This window comes from Streptomyces sp. NPDC022910, from assembly GCF_055561075.1.
The window spans coordinates 84536-101724 of the sequence record NZ_JBVHHL010000019.1 but is presented as its reverse complement, the minus strand read 5'-3'; the positions used below and the strand labels follow the sequence as shown (position 1 = coordinate 101724).

The 17189-nt window shown below is 69.0% G+C and carries 15 protein-coding genes; 6 read left to right on the top strand and 9 right to left on the bottom strand.

Features of this window, described 5'->3' with window-relative positions; genetic code table 11:
- Positions 1–152: 152 nt before the first annotated feature.
- Complete coding sequence (locus tag ACZ3TS_RS20030; protein WP_467619594.1) at positions 153–1778, top strand: phosphodiester glycosidase family protein; 1626 nt, start codon at positions 153–155, stop codon at positions 1776–1778.
- A gap of 588 nt (positions 1779–2366) precedes the next feature.
- On the opposite strand, the gene pgm is transcribed toward ACZ3TS_RS20030, so the two are convergent.
- The gene (pgm, locus tag ACZ3TS_RS20025; RefSeq protein ID WP_467619592.1) at positions 2367–4007 is read right to left on the bottom strand and encodes a phosphoglucomutase (alpha-D-glucose-1,6-bisphosphate-dependent); all 1641 of its coding nucleotides are present in this window, start codon (positions 4005–4007) and stop codon (positions 2367–2369) included.
- A gap of 307 nt (positions 4008–4314) precedes the next feature.
- On the opposite strand from pgm, the gene ACZ3TS_RS20020 reads away from it, so the two are divergent.
- The gene (locus ACZ3TS_RS20020; RefSeq protein ID WP_467619589.1) at positions 4315–5520 is read left to right on the top strand and encodes a glycoside hydrolase family 88 protein; all 1206 of its coding nucleotides are present in this window, start codon (positions 4315–4317) and stop codon (positions 5518–5520) included.
- A 372-nt stretch (positions 5521–5892) separates the two neighbouring features.
- Here the strand turns inward: ACZ3TS_RS20020 and ACZ3TS_RS20015 are convergent, their stop codons facing one another.
- Both ACZ3TS_RS20015 and ACZ3TS_RS20010 read right to left on the bottom strand, forming a co-directional pair.
- On the bottom strand, positions 5893–6690 hold the full coding sequence (locus tag ACZ3TS_RS20015) for an inositol monophosphatase family protein (RefSeq protein WP_467619587.1): 798 nt from the start codon (positions 6688–6690) through the stop codon (positions 5893–5895).
- Between the two features lie 598 nt (positions 6691–7288).
- Positions 7289–7603 (bottom strand): hypothetical protein, encoded by a 315-nt coding sequence (locus ACZ3TS_RS20010; RefSeq protein ID WP_467619584.1) that lies wholly within the window; start codon positions 7601–7603, stop codon positions 7289–7291.
- 806 nt (positions 7604–8409) lie between these two features.
- Here ACZ3TS_RS20010 and ACZ3TS_RS20005 point away from each other — a divergent pair.
- Positions 8410–8688: a hypothetical protein gene (locus tag ACZ3TS_RS20005; protein ID WP_467619582.1), complete on the top strand. Its 279-nt coding sequence runs from the start codon at positions 8410–8412 to the stop codon at positions 8686–8688.
- Between the two features lie 54 nt (positions 8689–8742).
- Here ACZ3TS_RS20005 and ACZ3TS_RS20000 read toward each other — a convergent pair whose 3' ends face one another.
- Positions 8743–9150, bottom strand: a complete 408-nt coding sequence (locus ACZ3TS_RS20000; RefSeq protein ID WP_467619579.1) for a hypothetical protein — start codon at positions 9148–9150, stop codon at positions 8743–8745.
- Between the two features lie 449 nt (positions 9151–9599).
- A complete protein-coding gene (locus ACZ3TS_RS19995) occupies positions 9600–10094 on the bottom strand; it encodes a PaaI family thioesterase (protein ID WP_467619577.1) in 495 nt (164 codons plus the stop codon).
- Positions 10095–10184: 90 nt separating this feature from the next.
- Between ACZ3TS_RS19995 and ACZ3TS_RS19990 the strand changes: the two genes are divergently transcribed.
- Positions 10185–10652, top strand: coding sequence for a winged helix-turn-helix transcriptional regulator (locus tag ACZ3TS_RS19990; RefSeq protein ID WP_467619574.1), 468 nt, complete (start codon positions 10185–10187; stop codon positions 10650–10652).
- Positions 10653–11134: 482 nt separating this feature from the next.
- Here ACZ3TS_RS19990 and ACZ3TS_RS19985 read toward each other — a convergent pair whose 3' ends face one another.
- From ACZ3TS_RS19985 to ACZ3TS_RS19970, 4 genes are all read right to left on the bottom strand, one after another.
- Positions 11135–12310 (bottom strand): acyltransferase family protein, encoded by a 1176-nt coding sequence (locus ACZ3TS_RS19985; RefSeq protein ID WP_467619572.1) that lies wholly within the window; start codon positions 12308–12310, stop codon positions 11135–11137.
- Positions 12311–12613: 303 nt separating this feature from the next.
- Positions 12614–12955 carry a SpoIIE family protein phosphatase gene (locus tag ACZ3TS_RS19980; protein WP_467619570.1) on the bottom strand — a complete coding sequence of 114 codons (342 nt, stop codon included), beginning with the start codon at positions 12953–12955 and terminating at the stop codon, positions 12614–12616.
- Between the two features lie 460 nt (positions 12956–13415).
- Entirely contained in the window at positions 13416–13556 is a 141-nt protein-coding gene (locus ACZ3TS_RS19975) for a hypothetical protein (RefSeq protein WP_467619568.1), read from the bottom strand.
- 168 nt (positions 13557–13724) lie between these two features.
- Complete coding sequence (locus ACZ3TS_RS19970; protein ID WP_467619565.1) at positions 13725–14138, bottom strand: SRPBCC family protein; 414 nt, start codon at positions 14136–14138, stop codon at positions 13725–13727.
- A 285-nt stretch (positions 14139–14423) separates the two neighbouring features.
- On the opposite strand from ACZ3TS_RS19970, the gene ACZ3TS_RS19965 reads away from it, so the two are divergent.
- Both ACZ3TS_RS19965 and ACZ3TS_RS19960 read left to right on the top strand, forming a co-directional pair.
- Positions 14424–15641 (top strand): polysaccharide pyruvyl transferase family protein, encoded by a 1218-nt coding sequence (locus ACZ3TS_RS19965; RefSeq protein ID WP_467619563.1) that lies wholly within the window; start codon positions 14424–14426, stop codon positions 15639–15641.
- A 78-nt stretch (positions 15642–15719) separates the two neighbouring features.
- Positions 15720–17174, top strand: coding sequence for an FAD-dependent oxidoreductase (locus ACZ3TS_RS19960; RefSeq protein WP_467619560.1), 1455 nt, complete (start codon positions 15720–15722; stop codon positions 17172–17174).
- Positions 17175–17189 lie beyond the last annotated feature (15 nt).

The window sequence follows — 17189 nt, the reverse complement described above, 5'->3', positions numbered from 1 at the left end:
CGTGGACGGCCGACCAGCTGTTCTCCGACTGTTCCCCGGGCCGTCACTGCTGAGCACTGATGTCGCTCCACTCGCCGGTTGTGATCAGCCGGAAGAGGTGGCCGAAAGGGCTCGGCTCGTGCGGCCACTCGCCGTGGGAACGAGAGGATGCCATGGGCCACAAGGACACCCCATCTGCCGCGCGGGCGCGAGTCCTGCTGAGCGCCGCCGCAGTATTCGCCGTCGTCGCCTCGGGCGGAATCTGGGCGACGGGGCAGGCCGCAGCGTACGACTCCGCTGGTGCCTTCCCGGCAACGGACTCGGTCAAGTGGACGACGCAGACGGTCGCTCCGGGCGTACAGGTGCGCAGCGCCACCATCGAGAACGGCGACGCCAAGCCGCTCTGGACGGTCACCGTTCAGGCCCCGACCACCGGTCGCCTCAGCGGAGCCGCGACCTGGGCGGCGGTGGGACCGCAGTCCTGGGCCGACGCGACCGCGCAGCAGTTGCGCGCCGGTGGTTTCGAACCGCGGGTGGAGTCGGTGCGCTGGCCCGACTACGCCGACACACCGCACGGCCTCATGGGCCTGCGGGTGAGGGTCGGCTCGTACGCCACCCAAGCGGCCGCCCAGAGTGCCGCCCAGGCAGTCACCGCGGCGGGCTTCCACACCGCCGTGGACTGGACGGGCTACGACGCCGATCAGCCTGCCGACCGGGAGAATGTGCACGTCGCGGTCATCGATCCGCACACGTTCACCGGCACCGTCGAGGGCACCCATGACGGCAACGTCGCGCAGCGTGTGACCACCTCGTCCGTCGCCGTGAAGCTGGTCTCCTTGGTGGGCGTCAACGCAGGGTTCTTCGTCACCTCCGACGCCGACGGCGTCCAGGGAACGCAGTCGGGCCTGAGCGCGGACCACGGCGAGCTGGAGTCGATGGCCGCCGGATCGCGGGCGGCGCTGATCATCGGGGACGGCGGTCGGCAGGTGCGGGTGGCGGACCTGACTACGGCCGTCACGGTGCGTGCGGGCGCACACAGCTACCAGGCGCAGGGTATCAACCGGGTGCCCGGTCTCGTCCGGGACTGCGGACGTCCGGGAGCCAGTCCGAGCGAGTTGCCCTGGCAGGACGTCACCTGCCACGCGGCCGATGATCTGGTGCTGTTCACCGGGGAGTTCGGCGCGCCGCTGCCCACTGGACCCGGTACGCAGGTCGTACTGGACGCCGACGGCCGCGTGGTGTCGGTAGGTGCCCGCGGAGGCCACGTTCCGGTCCACGGCACGGTGCTCCAGGGCATCGGTTCGGCCGCCGACTGGCTGACCGCTCACGCCGGTACGGGACAGCGGCTCGGCGTCCAGGAGGTCGTACGCGACAGGACGGGCAAGCGCGTGAAACTCGACCGCGACGACAGCATCGTCAGCGCTGCCCCCACCCTCGTCAGTCACGGCCGTACCAGCATCGACGCGGCGACCGAGGGCGTCGTCGACCCGCAGGACCTGTCCTTCGGCTATGCCTGGGCGAATGTCCGCCAGCCGCGCACCATGGCTGGGGTCGACGCCAAGGGCCGGCTGATCCTGGCCACGGTGGACGGCCGCCGGACGGGGGGCAGCGAGGGCTTCACCCTCCAGGAGGCCGCCTCCTTCATGCGCTCGCTCGGTGCCGTGGACGCCCTCAACCTCGACGGCGGCGGCTCGACCGCCATGGCCGTCAACGGTGTCCTCGTCAACAACCCCTCGGACGCGACAGGTGAGCGTGCGGTCGGCGGCACCATCCAGGTTCTGCCTGACCAGGCCCGCTGACACAGAGCACCGGCGGCTCCCCGCAACCGTCACCCCGGATGCGGGGAGCCAGGGCCTCCGGCGGTGGCCACCGACTCCTATCAGGAACGGGTAACAGCCGCGCGGGCGCTCACCGCTGGGCAGACCGCGGTGCCGGCCCCCACTGTGCGCAGGTTGGCTCCCGTCGTTTCACTGCGGGTGGCCTACGCCGGGTCACGTCTTCGGCCAGAGCCGTGTCGCCCGGCGCTTCTTCGATCACGTTCTCGACGTTGAGCAATGTGCGGAACAGTCGCGGCAGCACAGCGCGGCCGAGTGCGCCTAACGGGCTATGGCTACGACGGCTATGAGCATGGCGTGTTCTTTTGCCGCACGGGACACGATGGTCCTTTGGCGTCGCGGAAGATGGGCCGGCCGTTCCCGCCTGGGCGCGTTCCAGCCGCGTGAGTTCCATCCGGGAGGCCAGAGACAGCTTGGTGACTCTCAAAGATCGTCGGCTATACGGCAGCCGTGCACGCCATGCGTCGGACTTGCGGAGCTCTCACGCGGAGCAGCACGGGCTGCACCACGAACGTCGGCGGTCTCGCGGCGCCGACGCCGACGCCCGGCGCGTCAGCCGCCCAGCGCCCCCAGAACCACGGCCTTGGCCTCGTCCTGCACCTGACGGAGGTGGTCGGTTCCCAGGAACGACTCCGCGTAGACCTTGTAGACGTCCTCGGTACCCGAAGGGCGGGCCGCGAACCAGGCGTTCTCGGTGGTCACCTTGACGCCGCCGATGGGCGCACCGTTGCCCGGCGCTCGGGTGAGCACGGCCGTGACCGGCTCACCGGCGAGGGTGTCGGCGCGGACCTGAGCCGGGGACAACTTGGCCAGGCGGGCCTTCTCCTCGCGGGATGCCGGTGCGTCGATGCGGGCATACGCAGGTTCGCCGAAGCGCGCAGTGAGTGCGGCGTAGTGCTGAGACGGCGTCTTGTCGGTGACGGCGACGATCTCGGAGGCGAGCAGGGCCAAGATGATGCCGTCCTTGTCGCTGGTCCACACCGAACCGTCCCGGCGCAGGAACGACGCTCCGGCGGACTCCTCGCCACCGAAGCCGAGCGATCCGTCGATCAGCCCGTCCACGAACCACTTGAATCCCACGGGCACTTCCACCAGTCGGCGGCCGAGGTCGGCGGCGACCCGGTCGATCATGCTGGACGACACCAGCGTCTTGCCCACGCCCGCCTCGGCGGACCACTGCGTGCGATGGGCGTACAGGTAGGAGATGGCGGTGGCGAGGTAATGGTTGGGGTTCATCAGCCCGGCGTCCGGGGTGACGATGCCGTGCCGGTCGGCGTCGGCGTCGTTGCCCGTCGCGATCTGAAAACGGTCGCGCTGCTCAATGAGCGACGCCATCGCGTACGGCGACGAGCAGTCCATACGGATCTTGCCGTCCCAGTCCAGCGTCATGAACCGCCAAGTGGGATCGGTGAGCGAATTGACCACGGTCAGGTCGAGACGGTGCTGCTCGGCGATGCGGCCCCAGTAGGCCACGGACGCTCCGCCCAGTGGATCGGCGCCGATACGCACGCCTGTGGCCCGGATCGCGTCGAGGTCCAGCACGCTCGGCAGATCGGAGACGTAGTTGCCGAGGAAGTCGTAGCGACCGGTGCCGGGCGCGGCGAGCGCCTGGCCGTAGGGGACGCGTCGTACGTCCTTCAGGCCGCCCGCGATGATCTCGTTCGCCCGGTCCTGGATCCAGGAAGTCGCGTCGGAGCCCGCCGGGCCGCCGCTCGGCGGGTTGTACTTGAATCCGCCGTCGCCGGGCGGGTTGTGCGAGGGCGTCACGACCACACCGTCGGCGAGGTGAGAGGTGCGCCCCCGGTTATGGGTCAGGATGGCGTGCGAGACCGCCGGCGTGGGGGTGTAGCCGTCCGCCGTATCGATGAGCACGGTCACGTCGTTGGCCGCGAACACCTCCAGAGCGGTGACCTTCGCGGGCTCTGACAGGGCATGCGTGTCCGCACCGAGGAAGAGGGGGCCGTCGGTGCCCTGTCGTGCGCGGTACTCGCAGATGGCCTGGCTGGTCGCGGCGATATGGTCCTCGTTGAACGCGGTCGCCAGCGACGATCCGCGGTGTCCCGACGTACCGAACGTCACTCGCTGCCCCGGCTCGGCCGGGTCGGGGTGCAGCGCGTAGTACGCCGTCACCAGTCGGGCGACGTCGATCAGGTCCTCGGGTCCGGCCGGCTGACCCGCTCGTTCGTGCTGCATGGCACCTACTCCTCCACATCGACCGTGCAACCGCTCGCGATCTCATCTTCCCCCGCCAAGGACGGGAGCCCCCCCTTTCCGACCACAGGCGTCGATACCGTTCGCGCGGCCATGGGGCCACGACCCGAGGATCAGGTGGCTATACACACATGCCGATGCGGTGGCTTCCAGCATTCACAGTGTTCACCTACATGAACTGTGCTCACGTGGGTGTACCTCAAGTGGCAGCTGTGCAAGACTCCATCGACTTCCCTGTGACGTTGTCGAGTGCGAGAGGTGGGCACCCGTGAGTGTTTCCCGGCGTACTGTGCTGGCGACGGCGGCCGGTGCTGCGGCCGCATACGCTTCTTCGGCGCAGCCTGCGCAGGCGGTTACCGGACAGGCACCTGCACAGGCTGTGCGCGCGCTCCGCGCGGCGGCCGACTATGCCGTGCAGAAGCTCCGCACTGTCGCGCCGGGCGTGAGTGCCTTTCCCGTCGGGACGAAGTTCGAGAAGTGGGTCTATTCGCAGAACGGTGACTGGGTCGGCGGGTTCTGGCCAGGAACGCTGTGGATGGCCTGGCTCTACAGCGAGGACGATGCATTCCGCACGTGGGCGCTGGATTCGGCTCAAAGGCTGGCTCCCCGTCAGTACGACAACAGCACGCACGATCTGGGTTTCCTTTTCTATCCGTCATGGGTGACAGCTTGGCGTCTGACGGGCGATGACGTATGGCAGGCGGGCGCCGTACGGGCCGCCGACTCGCTGATACAGCGGTACAACCCGCGCGGACGCTTCATCCGCGCGTGGGGTGCGTTGACCGATCCGCACAACGCGGGCCGGGTCATCATGGACACAATGATGAATCTCGACCTGCTGGCATTCGCGAGCCGGCAGACCGGCGACGACAAGTACCTGACCATCGCCGAGGAGCACGCGAAGACCGCCCAGCGGGTGTTCCCCCGCCCCGACGGCTCGACCCCGCACGTTTTCGACTTCGACCCGGACAGCGGCGCACCGATCGGCCCGAACACCGTGCAGGGCTACAGTCCCACCTCGTGCTGGTCGCGCGGACAGGCATGGGGTGTGTACGGATTCACCACGATCTACCGCCGGACCGGGAACCGGGAATTCCTGGCCACCGCACGGAGACTCGCCGACTTCGCCGTGGGAGCACTGAGTACGGACTACGTCCCGGTATGGGACTACCGCGCGCCGCAGCAGCCCCACGACATCAAGGACGCGTCGGCCGGCGCGATCATGGCATGCGGTCTGCTCGACCTGGCGACGGCCACGGGCAGCAACAAGTACCGCGAAGTGGCGCTGCGGCTGCTGACGGCGCTGTCGGAGACCTGCCTTACACGGAATTCCTCCCGCGCTGAGGCGGTCGTGGCCCGCTGCACTCGTAACCGACCGGCCGAGGACGGGATCGAGATCTCGCTTCCATATGCCGACTATTACCTGCTCGAGGGCATCCTGCGGGTGCTGCAACCGCGCGATGTCGACCGAGCGATCGACCTGTCGACGGTCTGACACGGACAGTCCGGTGTCGAGGCCGACCACCGGGCGGCGCATGTCAGCGCAGTCCCCGTGCTGTGGCCGCATCTGTTCGTTCGCCGGGTCGGTGCTGATCGGCCCGCATCGGTGGAATGTGACGACGCGTCCGGCCGACGCGGGGAGACAGGATGGCACAGCCGGTCAGGCGCGCAAACTGACCGCGAGCTGACCGAACCGGAGGGACAGACACTGCAGCGGATCCCCGGCATTCTGGCTGCCCAGCACTGTGAACGTGACCGCGTCCGCGTCCGTGGCCGCAGCGAGAAAGGCATCCGCCGGGGCGGCAGGCCGGCCGCTACCGACCATGGCCTGACCATCCAAGCCGGCGTAACCTAAGCGGTCACTGCACTAGCTTCGACTGCGGATCATCGACATCAGCCGCCCGTGGGTCTCAGCGTCCGCGGCCACCACAAGCCCGCGGCCTCCCTGCCCGACAGGAGCGCCGTCGATCCCGCTGACCACGCAGCCCGCCGCCCGGCACACGGCGATGCCGGCAGCGAAGTGCACGCTCCCGGAGAGGTCAGCGCCATCGGTGACGTACGCGGCGCGCTTGCCGGCCGCTACCCAGGCCAACGCCAACGTCGTTGACACGACCCGCGGCCGGAACCGCTCGACGAACCCAGGGTGGGCCAGCAAGTCAACGGGCCGGAACGCGGGCGCGCTTGGAAACGGAGGATCCAGGTTGACGTCCACCAACTGGGTGGCGGGCGTAGGCGCAAGCGGCGCATCGGCCCCGTCGCGCCGCACCCGGGCGGACTCACCATCCGTGAAGAAAACCTCACCGCTGAACGGGTCGGCCACCGCCGCGGCCCCGTTGCGCAATGCCACGTTGACGGCCACCAGCATGTTGCCGACGGCGTAGTTCAATGTGCCGCACAGCGGGTCGACCAACCACTGCCGCACAGCGTCGGCAGCGCCCTGCTGCCCACCTTCCTCGCCGAGCACCGCATCATCCGGCCGAGCCGCACGGATGACGCCCAGGATCCTCTTCTCGGCCTCCACATCGGCGGCGGTGGCGAAGTCTCCGGCACCCTTGTCGATGTGGGCGAGGCGCTGACCGTACATGCTCCTCACCACGTCCGCGCCGGCATGTGCCGCAGCTATCGCAACCTCAGCGTCGTCAGAGCTCACGTACGCGTTGATCATGCCGTGGAGGATATCGGTGCGAAGCCGATCCCCACCGGTCAGATCAGTTGCCCTGCCCCTTGCCGGAGGATGCAGTTCACTACTGCACGCGAAGTGGAGCCGACGATGTCCCTCCGCACTCATCACCCCGGCGAGGGCCGCCGGCCAGGGCCATGAGGAACTGAGTTTCCGCGTCGTCCCGCCGCGCGCAAATTCTGGGGACCACGATGAGCGGGGCCATGGCTCGGCACCAGCCCAGCACACGATGGGGTGACAGGCCAGGAACCAGCGCTGCCAGCTTCTCGATTCGCTGCTCCAGCGCGGCGAGACCCACAACTCCGTGAAGCACCCAGTCCACGGTGTCGAAGTCCGGGTCGCCCCATGCGTGCCTCGGATCGATCGCCACCATGCGGGCGCCGGGGCCAGACAGCACGTTGGCCGGATGGCTCTGCGGTGCCCGGTCGCCCGACGCGGGGCAGACCCCGGAGGGCCGGGTGAGATCCGTACGCCCGAGGTGGCCGAAGAATGACCGGGGGCCGAAGCGGCGCAAGAGCGCCCTTCGCCCCCCGGTGGGTGCGGCAGGATCGAGCCGTATCACCGGCACCCCCGCCGTGACGGGTCAGCGACGACCGTGGTCGTGATGCCGGTGCCGGTCGCCGTACCAGCCGCGATGCCGGTCCCGGTCGTGGTCGCCATACCAGCGGTGGCCCCCGTCCCGGTGATCGCCGTGATGGCGGTCGCCATACCAGCGGTGGTGCCGATCCCGGTCGTGGTCGTGGTCGTGGTCACCCCTGACGGCGTGCGAACGGTAGCTGCGCGAGTCGCGGTCATGGCCGCCTCCGTCGGCGAGGGCCGGCATGGCGGCCGCGCCGACGAGGACGCCCGACGCCACACAGGTGGCGATCAGGCGCACGGTGATACGAGAAACAGACATCAAGCTGTCCCCTCACGTTCGAGCACGCCCACCCCGGTTGGGGCCGGCGTGCCATCCCAATTTCTCGGCTCGGTGCCGAGGCCCGAAACTCTGGCCCTGCTCGGCGGCACGAGATCAACAAAACGATTCGCGTTACAAAACACCGACATATCCGTAACGCTCCCTTGTAGGTGCCACCGACACGGGGAGAGGTCCGAGCCGCAGATCCGTCCCCGCTCCGAACCTCGCGATGATCAGCACAAAGGCGACTGACGGTTCATGGCACGGTTGACGGACTCGCCGCCCCGACTCCCCCGACCGGCCCTACGACTTCCGTAACAACGAGGAGACTGCCGTCGGGGGACCACTGCGCCCTCCCGACGAGACGTCCACGCCCTCCCCGCTCAAGTCCGCTCTCCACCTGGCGCCTTCGGTGATGTGCGGGCAACGCATCGATACCACTGATCACCGGCACTCGTCCCTTTTCGCCGCGACGGACCGCACGGCCGCCGAGGGCACGCCGCTCCTATCCCCGCGCGTCCTTCCGGCTGCGAGTCATGACATGCGGCAAGGCCGTCTCCCCGATCGCCCTCGCCACGCGGGTCGGCATCACGACGAGCGTTGCTGGAACTCGCACGCTGCCGCGGGCCACGCCGGCGGGACTGATGGCAGCGCTGTGGAGCCGGGGGCCGGCGACGGCGCTCCTCATTACAACGACAACAACGGCTACCGCCGCCCCGGCGACATGTCTGCCGCCAGTGCGAAGGGCGCACAGAGGGGAGCCGATCGCATCAAGCCGGTCCTCAAGTGCTGTGGGAAGAGAGGAAGTGGGACCCGGCGACGTGCGCGCGGCCCTGCTCCATCTCGGCTACGAGGAACAACGGACCGGTCCGAACGGGAACCGGCTCGGCGGGACACTGACGGTCCGCGCCATGAACTCGCGTTACAAGGACGGCCACTACGTCAGGCCCGACGGAGCGCTGGTCGGCCTTCACGTCCATGACGACGGCTGCGTCACGGCATTCGTGCAGAAGGCCGACTACGGGGTGACGACCAACGGCTCGTTCCCGGAGACCGGGTGCTTCGAGCCGCCCTACGGCCACTGAACATGCCACCGGGGCAGGGCTGCCCCACCATCGGGGTCAGCCCTGAGCCGTCTTTCATCCGTCAGGCCAGTGACGCGGGCGGGCGAACCAGTCCTTCGCGCGCTCCCCCGTGGCCAGGAACAGCATCACGGCACCCATCGCGACGCCGACGCCCCACATTGCGTGGTGCGTCACGGCGCCGACGGCGCTGCCCGCGACAACCAGCCAGCCGACGACGAGGACGCATGTGCGGATGCCGCTGCCGCCGTTCGCGCACTTCACTGCGGCAAGGATGGACATGGCGGCCAGCAGGGCGAAAGGGCTCGCCGCGAGGAAGATCAGGCCGTCGGCCAGCAGGCCCAGGGCGCCGGTTTCCGACATGACAGCAGCCATCGCCAGACGCAGGGCCACGAGGGCGCACGCCGCGCCCACGAACAGCAACAGGAAGCGGACGGCCCTGACGGGGGCCGGCATCATGCGCATGCGCATCCTTGGGGGCCGAGGGTTTGGACGAGGTGCACTGTGCCATGCTCCGGCCGACGCCGTACACAGCAGTGCGTCGCGGGCTGAATGAGACCACCACTCACGGAGACGGTGACGCTGGTTCGCCCCCATGGAGACGGCGCCGTGCACGCCCGCTCGCAGACACCCTCGGCGGCGGCGTCGCAGGGGGTGAGACACCCGTCCATGGTTGAGAGTGAGCCCTCGTCCCAACGAGGACAGCTCGGCCCGCAGTCGGGCTACGGGGCTCTCGCCGGCGACCCTCGACGCACCTGGACGGCGAACATGAGGTCCTGGTGACAGCGCTCCAGGGCCGACGGACGGTGCGTGCAGGGGGAACGCACCGGCGGAGATTGCCTGACCTGGAGCACAGCAGCGCACCAGGGCCTGGCCAACCACTGCCTCGACCCCGGTGGCGCCGTTGCGATCCCTTACCTCGCAGGAACGGGGAAGAGCATGCAACTGCTGGTGGCGTGGGCGAGCAGGCGGTCCTCGGAGTCGAACAGCTCGGCCTGCGCGAGGGCGGTGCGACGGCCCTGGTTGAGGACCGTACCGACAGCGCGGACCTTGCCGGTGTCCACGGTGATCGGGCGCAGGAACTTCAGGCTCAGGTCGAGCGAGGTGTATCCCATGCCTGCCGGGAGGACGGACTGCACGGCACAGCCGGCGGCCGAGTCGAGCAGGGTGGCGTATACGCCGCCGTGGACGCTGCCGATGGGGTTGTAGTGCTCCTCCCCCGGCTCGAGGGCGAAGGCGGCGCGACCGAGCTCAACCTGCTCCAGGGTGAATCCGAGGGTCGCGGCGATGGGTGGGGCAGGCAGGCGTCCGCTCAGCACGCTGCGCAGGAAGTCGAGACCGCTCTGCTGCCCGACGGCGGCTGCGGAGACCCTCGGGTCCTCCCACTCGAACGTGCGAGACCTGGTCATTGCCGTTTCCCTTCTCGACTGGCTTCAACATCCGAAGCTAGCCAGTGACATCTCTGGCTGTCAATTCCGAAGCCAGCCTACGATGGCTGCATGAACTGGCTTGAGACCAGCACGGAGAACTGCACGGTGCAGCGCACCCTCGACCTGATCGGCGAGAAATGGTCACTGCTGGTGCTGCGCGACACCATGAACGGCGTGCACCGCTTCGACGACTTCCGCCGGCACGTGGGACTCTCCGAGGCAGTGCTGGCGGACCGGCTGCGCAAGCTGGTCGCCGCCGGAATCCTGGACACCGTCCCCTATCGCGAGCCGGGCCACCGCACCCGCCACGAGTACCGGCTCACTCCCAAGGGATGGGACCTGTGGCCCGCGATGATCGCTCTCAAGCAATGGGGCGACCGCTACACCGCGGACCCGCAAGGACCACCCCTGGAGGTCCGCCACCGTGACTGCGACCAGCCGCTGGAAGCCGTCGTCGTCTGCACAGGCGATCATGGGCCTCTCACCCCACGACAGGCTTACACGAAGCCCGGCGCCTCAGCGCACGCCTTGACCTGATCGGTTTTCGGCTGCTTCGGGACATGGAAGGGGGCTCGCACTCGTCCCGCGGCCCCCCCTGGACCGACGGACCGGACGCGCCGCGGGCGGGCGGCAGTCCCTGACCTGGCAGGCGTCGCATCCAGATCTACGTCGAAAGCGTGCTACGACATTCTGCTCAACGTCCATAGGCCGGATCGGCTCGATCGTCGGCCCGTCGATCACCGGAGCCCTGGTCGCCGCCGGAATCGGTCACCCTGGGGCTTCCACTTCTTCGCCGCGGTCGCGGTCCTCGCCTTCCTGGCTGTGCTGAGCCTGCCGTGCCGGGCGGAGCACGCACGGGAGGGGTCGTCGAGCCCGTCGCCTGAGGCGCCTCGCGGCACCGCTCAGCACCCTGAAGCGGTACGGGCCCGACGAGGGCCCGTACCGCTACGCGCGTCTTGTCGCCCGTTCACATTGCCGTTCAGGCTGAGTTTGCCGGGCGGCTCCCGGGATGCCGCCGCTCATCCCGCGCTTCCGGCGTTGCGCAATCGCGCGAAGGACGTGTCCAGTCCCTTCTTCAGCACCCGCGCCACGGGCCGCTCCACAAAGCGATGGACCAGGTAGCTGAGCGCCAGGAAGCCTGCGATCACGACGGCGACCAGAAGCCGGGCGTCCATGGTGTCGTGCAGGCGGTTGATCAGCGTGGTACCGGCCGCGTAGTGCATCAGGTAGAGCGGATAGGTCATCGTCCCGGCGGTGACGAGCCACTTCCAACGGACGCGGTCCGTCAGCCCGAGCGCGATGGCGACCATGATCAGCAGGAACACGGTGAAGATCAGCACACTCCCCCGCCATCCGGACACATGCTCGACCTCGTCGATCCGCTTTCCCAGCTCCATCTGCCCCATCAGCCAGGCCATGCCGAGGATGCCCCACAGCAGCAGGTCCGACCCGAACCGGTGCATGAGGTAGAGCGCCAGTCCGGCGATGAAGTACCAGGCGCCGTCCGGATTGGCGACCAGTTCCAGCAGCGGAAACCCGGACACCGGCGCGAGCATCGCGACGGCACCCCATACGCAGCAGAACACGACGACCTTGCGGTAGGTCAGCCCGGTGGCGACGACGACCAGGAAGAGCAGGTAGAACCGCAACTCGGACCAGAGGGTCCAGTAGACGCCGTCGACATTCGCCACGCCCGAACCGGACTGCAGCATCGTGAAGTTGAGCAGCACCTCGCGCAGTCGCAGCCGTTCCCACACGCCCGGTATCGCCACGAGCACGACTGTGGTGAACACGATGCTGAACCAATACGCCGGGTAGAGCCTGATCACGCGGGACACGAAGAACTGGCGCGGGGTCCGCCCCCAGCACGACATGCAGATCACGAACCCGCTGATGACGAAGAAGATCTCGACGCCGATCCAGCCGTAGGAGGCGACCCGGAAGACGTTCGGCATGATCTCCGACACCGGTCTGCCCCAGTACCGGTTGTCCGGGTGGTTCATCCGATTCGTACCAGCGTAGTGGTGCACGGCCACCATCAGCGCGGCGACCAGCCGGATCCCGTCGATGGCGTACAGCCGACGGTCCGCGCGCGCGGGGGCGCCGGCGCTCTTCCGGGCCCGGGTGTCCGTGGGTACGTGAGGCGGTCGATCGGTCACGGCGAGCGGGGGCAGCGGCTGCTGTAAACCGCTCACGGCTCTTTGCCTGGGTATCGACGACCCCCCGTTCGATACCGAGGATTCCCCGTCCACACCGCGCATCAGCATCTACCCATCTTCACAAGCCAGTCCCGGGCCGGGCGCCACCGTACGGTGCCCATACGAACGCCCGACAGTGAACAGACAAGAACATTTCCTTACGACGTCGCCGCGTATTTGCCTCGAATGCCGCCAGCGCGTCGTACGGCGCTCCCCTACGGCGCCACCGCCCTGGCTGCCACCCCTGCCGACCCCGACCCTTGCCCGCTCACCACTTCGGTAAGAGGAACCTATCGGTCCTTAACCTTCACTGACAACGTTCAACCTTCGGCCGGTTGGGGCGGCGGCGGCGCGGCGGATGGCGGTGAGGGCGACGTCATCGCCCAGGGATCTGGCGGTGTGGGCGAGCAGGTCGCGAAGGATGTGGTGGAGCAGGGCCTCGGGAGCGTCGGCTGCCCACTGGGCGGTGCGTTCCGCGAACGGATAGCAGACCCCGTTGCGGTCGCGGGCCTCGATGACACCGTCGGTGTCCGGGAGCAGGGTGTCCTGGGAGCCGAAGGGCGCCATGTCGAGGCTGTAGGCGTCGGCGGCCGTCATGGCGATCCCGAGCGGGGGCGCGGGGGTGAGGTCCGCGACGGTCACGGCCCGGACCGAGCAGGGGGCGCCACATGGCCGCGCTCCTCGTCGGGATCTCCAGCAGCAGAGCGGTGACGAAGCGTTCACCCGTCTCGTCGTCCGGCTCGAAGTCGCCGAGGTAGCGGGCGACGCTCCGATCCAGGGCATCGGCCCGTTGAAGCAGGGCGGCATGCTGGTGGGCGGCTTCGGAAGGCTCCGAGTACCAGGGCGGCCTCGCCGATGGCGGGCAGACCCTTGCCCCGCACGTCGCCGATCATCACGCGGACCGCGCCGTCGGTGCGGGCGGCGTACAGGTCACCGCCGATCGCGCCAGTCGTCCACGGCCCCTCGAACCACGCGGTGAGCGCGGGCGCGATCACCAAGAGAGGGCCGACAACGGTGTCGGACGGCGACACGACGTCCGCAACCGTGATCACACAATCAGTGGAAGGGCCCGGTCATCGGACGAGGGACTGCCCCCACCTCTTTACTCGGATGTCGTCTGTTCCGGGACGACTTCTTCCCGCGGGGCCGGTTCAGGCGGTGGGAAGAGGAAGTTCTCCAGCGCGTCCAGGGCGAACACGACCAGCAACAGCACCACCGGGACAAGCAGGGATATCAGGATCACGGTGCCCCCTAGATGAAGCAGTGATCTGAACTGCGGTCCATTGGCAACGCGTACACCCTCAGCATGCGGCCGAACGGAGTACCCCACATGCCGGGAGCTGGAAGTTTGTAGGCCAATCGGGTGGCGTCTTCTCGCCCGCATGTGTGTTGGGGCACACGGGCGCACCCGTCAGCCGGCGGGGTTCTCGGCCCGCAGCCGGACCTGTTCCTCCAAGCGCCGCAGGCTGGTGTCGAGGGCTTCGTGCACGGACCGCTCGCCCGGATCGTGGCGGTCGTCGAAGAACGACAGGTGTACGGTCACCTCGCTGCCCCCGCTGCCGATGCCGGCAACCTGGAGCCACCCGGCGTAGTAGCCCTCGTCCCGGGTGCCCCACTCGAGCCGCATCTGGTCCGGGCGGGCACTGAGCAGCGCGGACGTGTCCTGCTCGGCGTGATCGTCATGCACGGTGACGGCGGGCAGGCCCTCGGCCCGCACGTGCAGCTCGTTCGGCATCCAGCCCTCCAACCGGTCGACGTCGGCGGCTTGGTCGAAGACCTGCTCGGGAAGCGCCGGCATGGTGCGTGAACGTTCGTACTCGGCCATCGCGTACCGCTCCTCGCCTCGAAGTCGTACAAGGGGACGGGTGCCCGTTTTGTTGTGGTTGAGGCGTGTCGGCCGACATGCAGGAAGCAAGGGGCCGTGAGCTCGCGGTGACGGGGCAGGACGGTCGCGTTGCCGATAAAGTGGAGGTCGACGAGTCGTCGTTCACGTGGGCCCTGTCGGCCCCAGCCCGTCGGGGGCACCGCGCCGCCGTCTTGTTTGCTCCGGGGCGTTTCTCCTCGGCCGCAGCCGCTCCCCCTCCCCAGCTCCGCCCCACAGGAGTGCCGGATGACTGGCACGCTGCAACCAACTCCCGCACCGTCCACTCTGCGGATCGGCGTGCTCGGCTCGTACGGCGGTTTCAACATCGGCGACGAGGCGATCCTGATGTGCGTCCTGAGCCGACTGCGCGCCCACCGCCCGCGGGCCCGGCTCGTCGTTTTCAGCCGGAACGCCGAACACACCCGTGTCCACCAGCCCGGTGCCGACGAGGTCGTGGACTGGGAAGGCGTGCCCCAGAAGCGGCTGCTCGACGCCCTGTCGCAACTGGACCTGCTCGTACTCGGCGGCGGCGGGATTCTCTACGACGGCGAGGCCCGTCGGTACCTGCGGCTGGTCAGGGCGGCACAGGCCTGCGGCGTGCACACCTTCGCCTACGCCGTGGGGGCCGGCCCGCTGCGCGAGGCGGAGGATCGGGAAGCGGTGCGTGCCGTCCTGCCGACGATGGACGAGGTCGTGGTCCGTGACGAGGAGTCGCGACTGGTTCTGGAGGAGGCGGGCATCGAACGCGAGCTCACCGTGACCGCCGACCCGGCGCTCTTGCTGCCGCCGGCACCCTTCACCGCACAGATGATGCGCGAGGAAGGCGTACCCGCCGACGTACGTCTGGTGGGCATGTCGGTACGGGAACCGGGCCGGGCGGCCGAGAAACTCGACGAGGGCGACTACCACGCGCTGCTCGCCGACGTGGCCGACTTCCTCGTACGACGTCTCGACGCCCATGTGGTGTTCGTGCCGATGGAACGTCACGACGTACGCCACTCCCACGCCGTACTGTCCCGAATGACCGCGCCGGACCTGGGGCGGATCCTGCACAACGCCTACAGCCCGGGTCAGGTGCTCGGTCTCATGAGCCACCTGGACCTCGTCGTCGGCATGCGCCTGCACTTCCTGATCTTCGCCGCTGTCTCCGGCCTGCCGGTGCTGCCGCTGCCCTACTCGGGGAAGGTGTTCGACTTCGCACTGCGCCTCGGGGTGCCGGCGCTGGTCGGTGTGGCCCGTGAGCAGGCCGGATTGCTGCTGGCCGAGGTCGACCGGCTGTGGGACGAGTTCCCGCAGCGGAGGGGGGACCTGAACGCCCAGGTCCTGCGGCTGCAGACGCTCGCCGCGGAGACCGGGGCACTGTGCGGAACCCTCCTGGACCGCATCGACGGCGGCACGAGCGGCGCACCGCAGCCCGCCGAGCCCGGCCTGAGTCTCTTCGGCCCCGGCGCGGCAAGTTCGTAGTGGCCCGACGGGCCGGGCAGACCCTGCGCACCGGAAAGGAGTCGACGGGACACCGGAAACGAGTCGACGGGAGAAGCAATGCCGATCCTGGAACCACCCGCGCACCCCAGCACCATCACTTTGCCGCCCCGTCCGGCGCAGTACGGCGGCCGGACGGACGTCCTGGTCGTCGGCGGCGGACCGGCCGGAGCCGCCGCGGCCCACTCCGCGGCCGCCGCCGGTGCCGACGTGGTGCTGGTGGAGCGCTACGCCTTCCTCGGCGGAAACGCGACCGTGGCGCTGGTCATGCCGTTGATGTCGTTCCACAACGAGCAGAAGCAGGCCCTGTTCACCGAGCCCGGGGATCGAGGAGGCCGCCTCCTGCCGACCGACCACGGCGAGGGCGAGGCGGTGGTCGCCGGTTTCCTGTGGCAGCTGCTGGACCGGCTCCATGCGGCAGGCGGCTCCATCCCGCCGTCGTTGGAGACCGGGTACACCGTCCCGTTCGACCCGGAGCTCTTCAAGCTGGTTCTGCTCGACATGCTCGACGAGGTGGGCGTACACCTGCTGTTCCACGCCTTCGCCTCCGGCGCGCTCCCGCTGGACGACGGCTGGCGGGTGATCTTCGAGTCCAAGTCCGGGCCGGTGGTGATCGACGCGGGCATCGTGGTGGACGGCACCGGCGACGGCGATGTGGCCGCGTCCTGCGGAGCTCCCTTCGAGATCGGCCGTCCCGAGGACGGGCTCGTGCAGCCGATGACACTGATGTTCCGGGTCGCCGACTTCCTGCACCCGGAGTTCGCACACTACGTGCGCACGCATCCCGACCAGTGGCGCGGCGTGCACGGACTGTGGGACCTCGTGGAGCAGGCCACGGCCGCCGACGAGCTGCATCTGTCGCGCGAGGACATGCTGTTCTTCGCCACCCCGCACCCGCGGGAGGTGAGCGTGAACAGCACTCGTGTCACCGGCGCGCTGGGCACGGACGTGTGGGACCTCACCCGCGCCGAGTGCGCCGCCCGCCGCCAGATGGCCCAGATCGACCGCTTCCTGCGCAAGCGGGTACCGGGTTTCGAGGAGTCGTACGTCGTGCAGAGCGGCATCCAGATAGGGGTGAGGGAGACCAGGCGCGTCCTGGGCGACTACAAGCTGACCGGGTACGACATCCTGGACGCCCGTACGTTCCCGGATGTCGTCGCGCACGGCGCCTATCCTGTCGACATCCACAATCCCGCGGGCACGGGCACCGTCCTCAAGCGGGTACCACAGGGCCGCTTCTACGACATTCCGCTGCGCTGTCTGCTGCCGCAGGACACCGAGCGGCTGCTGGTGGCCGGCCGGTGCATCTCCGGCTCGCACGTCGCGCTCTCCTCCTACCGTGTCATGCCGATCGCCATGGCGACGGGTCAGGCCGCAGGTGTGTGCGCGGCGCTCGCCGCGCGCCTCGGCCGACGTCCCCGGGAGGTGCCCTACCGCCTTGTGCAGCAGGAGCTGCTGCGTCAGGGGGCGCGGCTGCGCTGCGCGGCCGCCGACGGGGCACGTGTGTCCTGCTGACGGCCCCAGGCGACC

What these genes read in the sequence shown, in the direction of transcription:
- ACZ3TS_RS20030 (WP_467619594.1), top strand. Translation starts at nt 153, where the DNA reads ATGGGCCACAAGGACACCCCATCTGCCGCGCGGGCGCGAGTCCTGCTG.
- pgm (WP_467619592.1), bottom strand. Translation starts at nt 4,007, where the DNA reads ATGCAGCACGAACGAGCGGGTCAGCCGGCCGGACCCGAGGACCTGATC.
- ACZ3TS_RS20015 (WP_467619587.1), bottom strand. Translation starts at nt 6,690, where the DNA reads ATGATCAACGCGTACGTGAGCTCTGACGACGCTGAGGTTGCGATAGCT.
- ACZ3TS_RS20010 (WP_467619584.1), bottom strand. Translation starts at nt 7,603, where the DNA reads ATGTCTGTTTCTCGTATCACCGTGCGCCTGATCGCCACCTGTGTGGCG.
- ACZ3TS_RS20000 (WP_467619579.1), bottom strand. Translation starts at nt 9,150, where the DNA reads ATGCGCATGATGCCGGCCCCCGTCAGGGCCGTCCGCTTCCTGTTGCTG.
- ACZ3TS_RS19995 (WP_467619577.1), bottom strand. Translation starts at nt 10,094, where the DNA reads ATGACCAGGTCTCGCACGTTCGAGTGGGAGGACCCGAGGGTCTCCGCA.
- ACZ3TS_RS19990 (WP_467619574.1), top strand. Translation starts at nt 10,185, where the DNA reads ATGAACTGGCTTGAGACCAGCACGGAGAACTGCACGGTGCAGCGCACC.
- ACZ3TS_RS19970 (WP_467619565.1), bottom strand. Translation starts at nt 14,138, where the DNA reads ATGGCCGAGTACGAACGTTCACGCACCATGCCGGCGCTTCCCGAGCAG.
- ACZ3TS_RS19965 (WP_467619563.1), top strand. Translation starts at nt 14,424, where the DNA reads ATGACTGGCACGCTGCAACCAACTCCCGCACCGTCCACTCTGCGGATC.
- ACZ3TS_RS19960 (WP_467619560.1), top strand. Translation starts at nt 15,720, where the DNA reads ATGCCGATCCTGGAACCACCCGCGCACCCCAGCACCATCACTTTGCCG.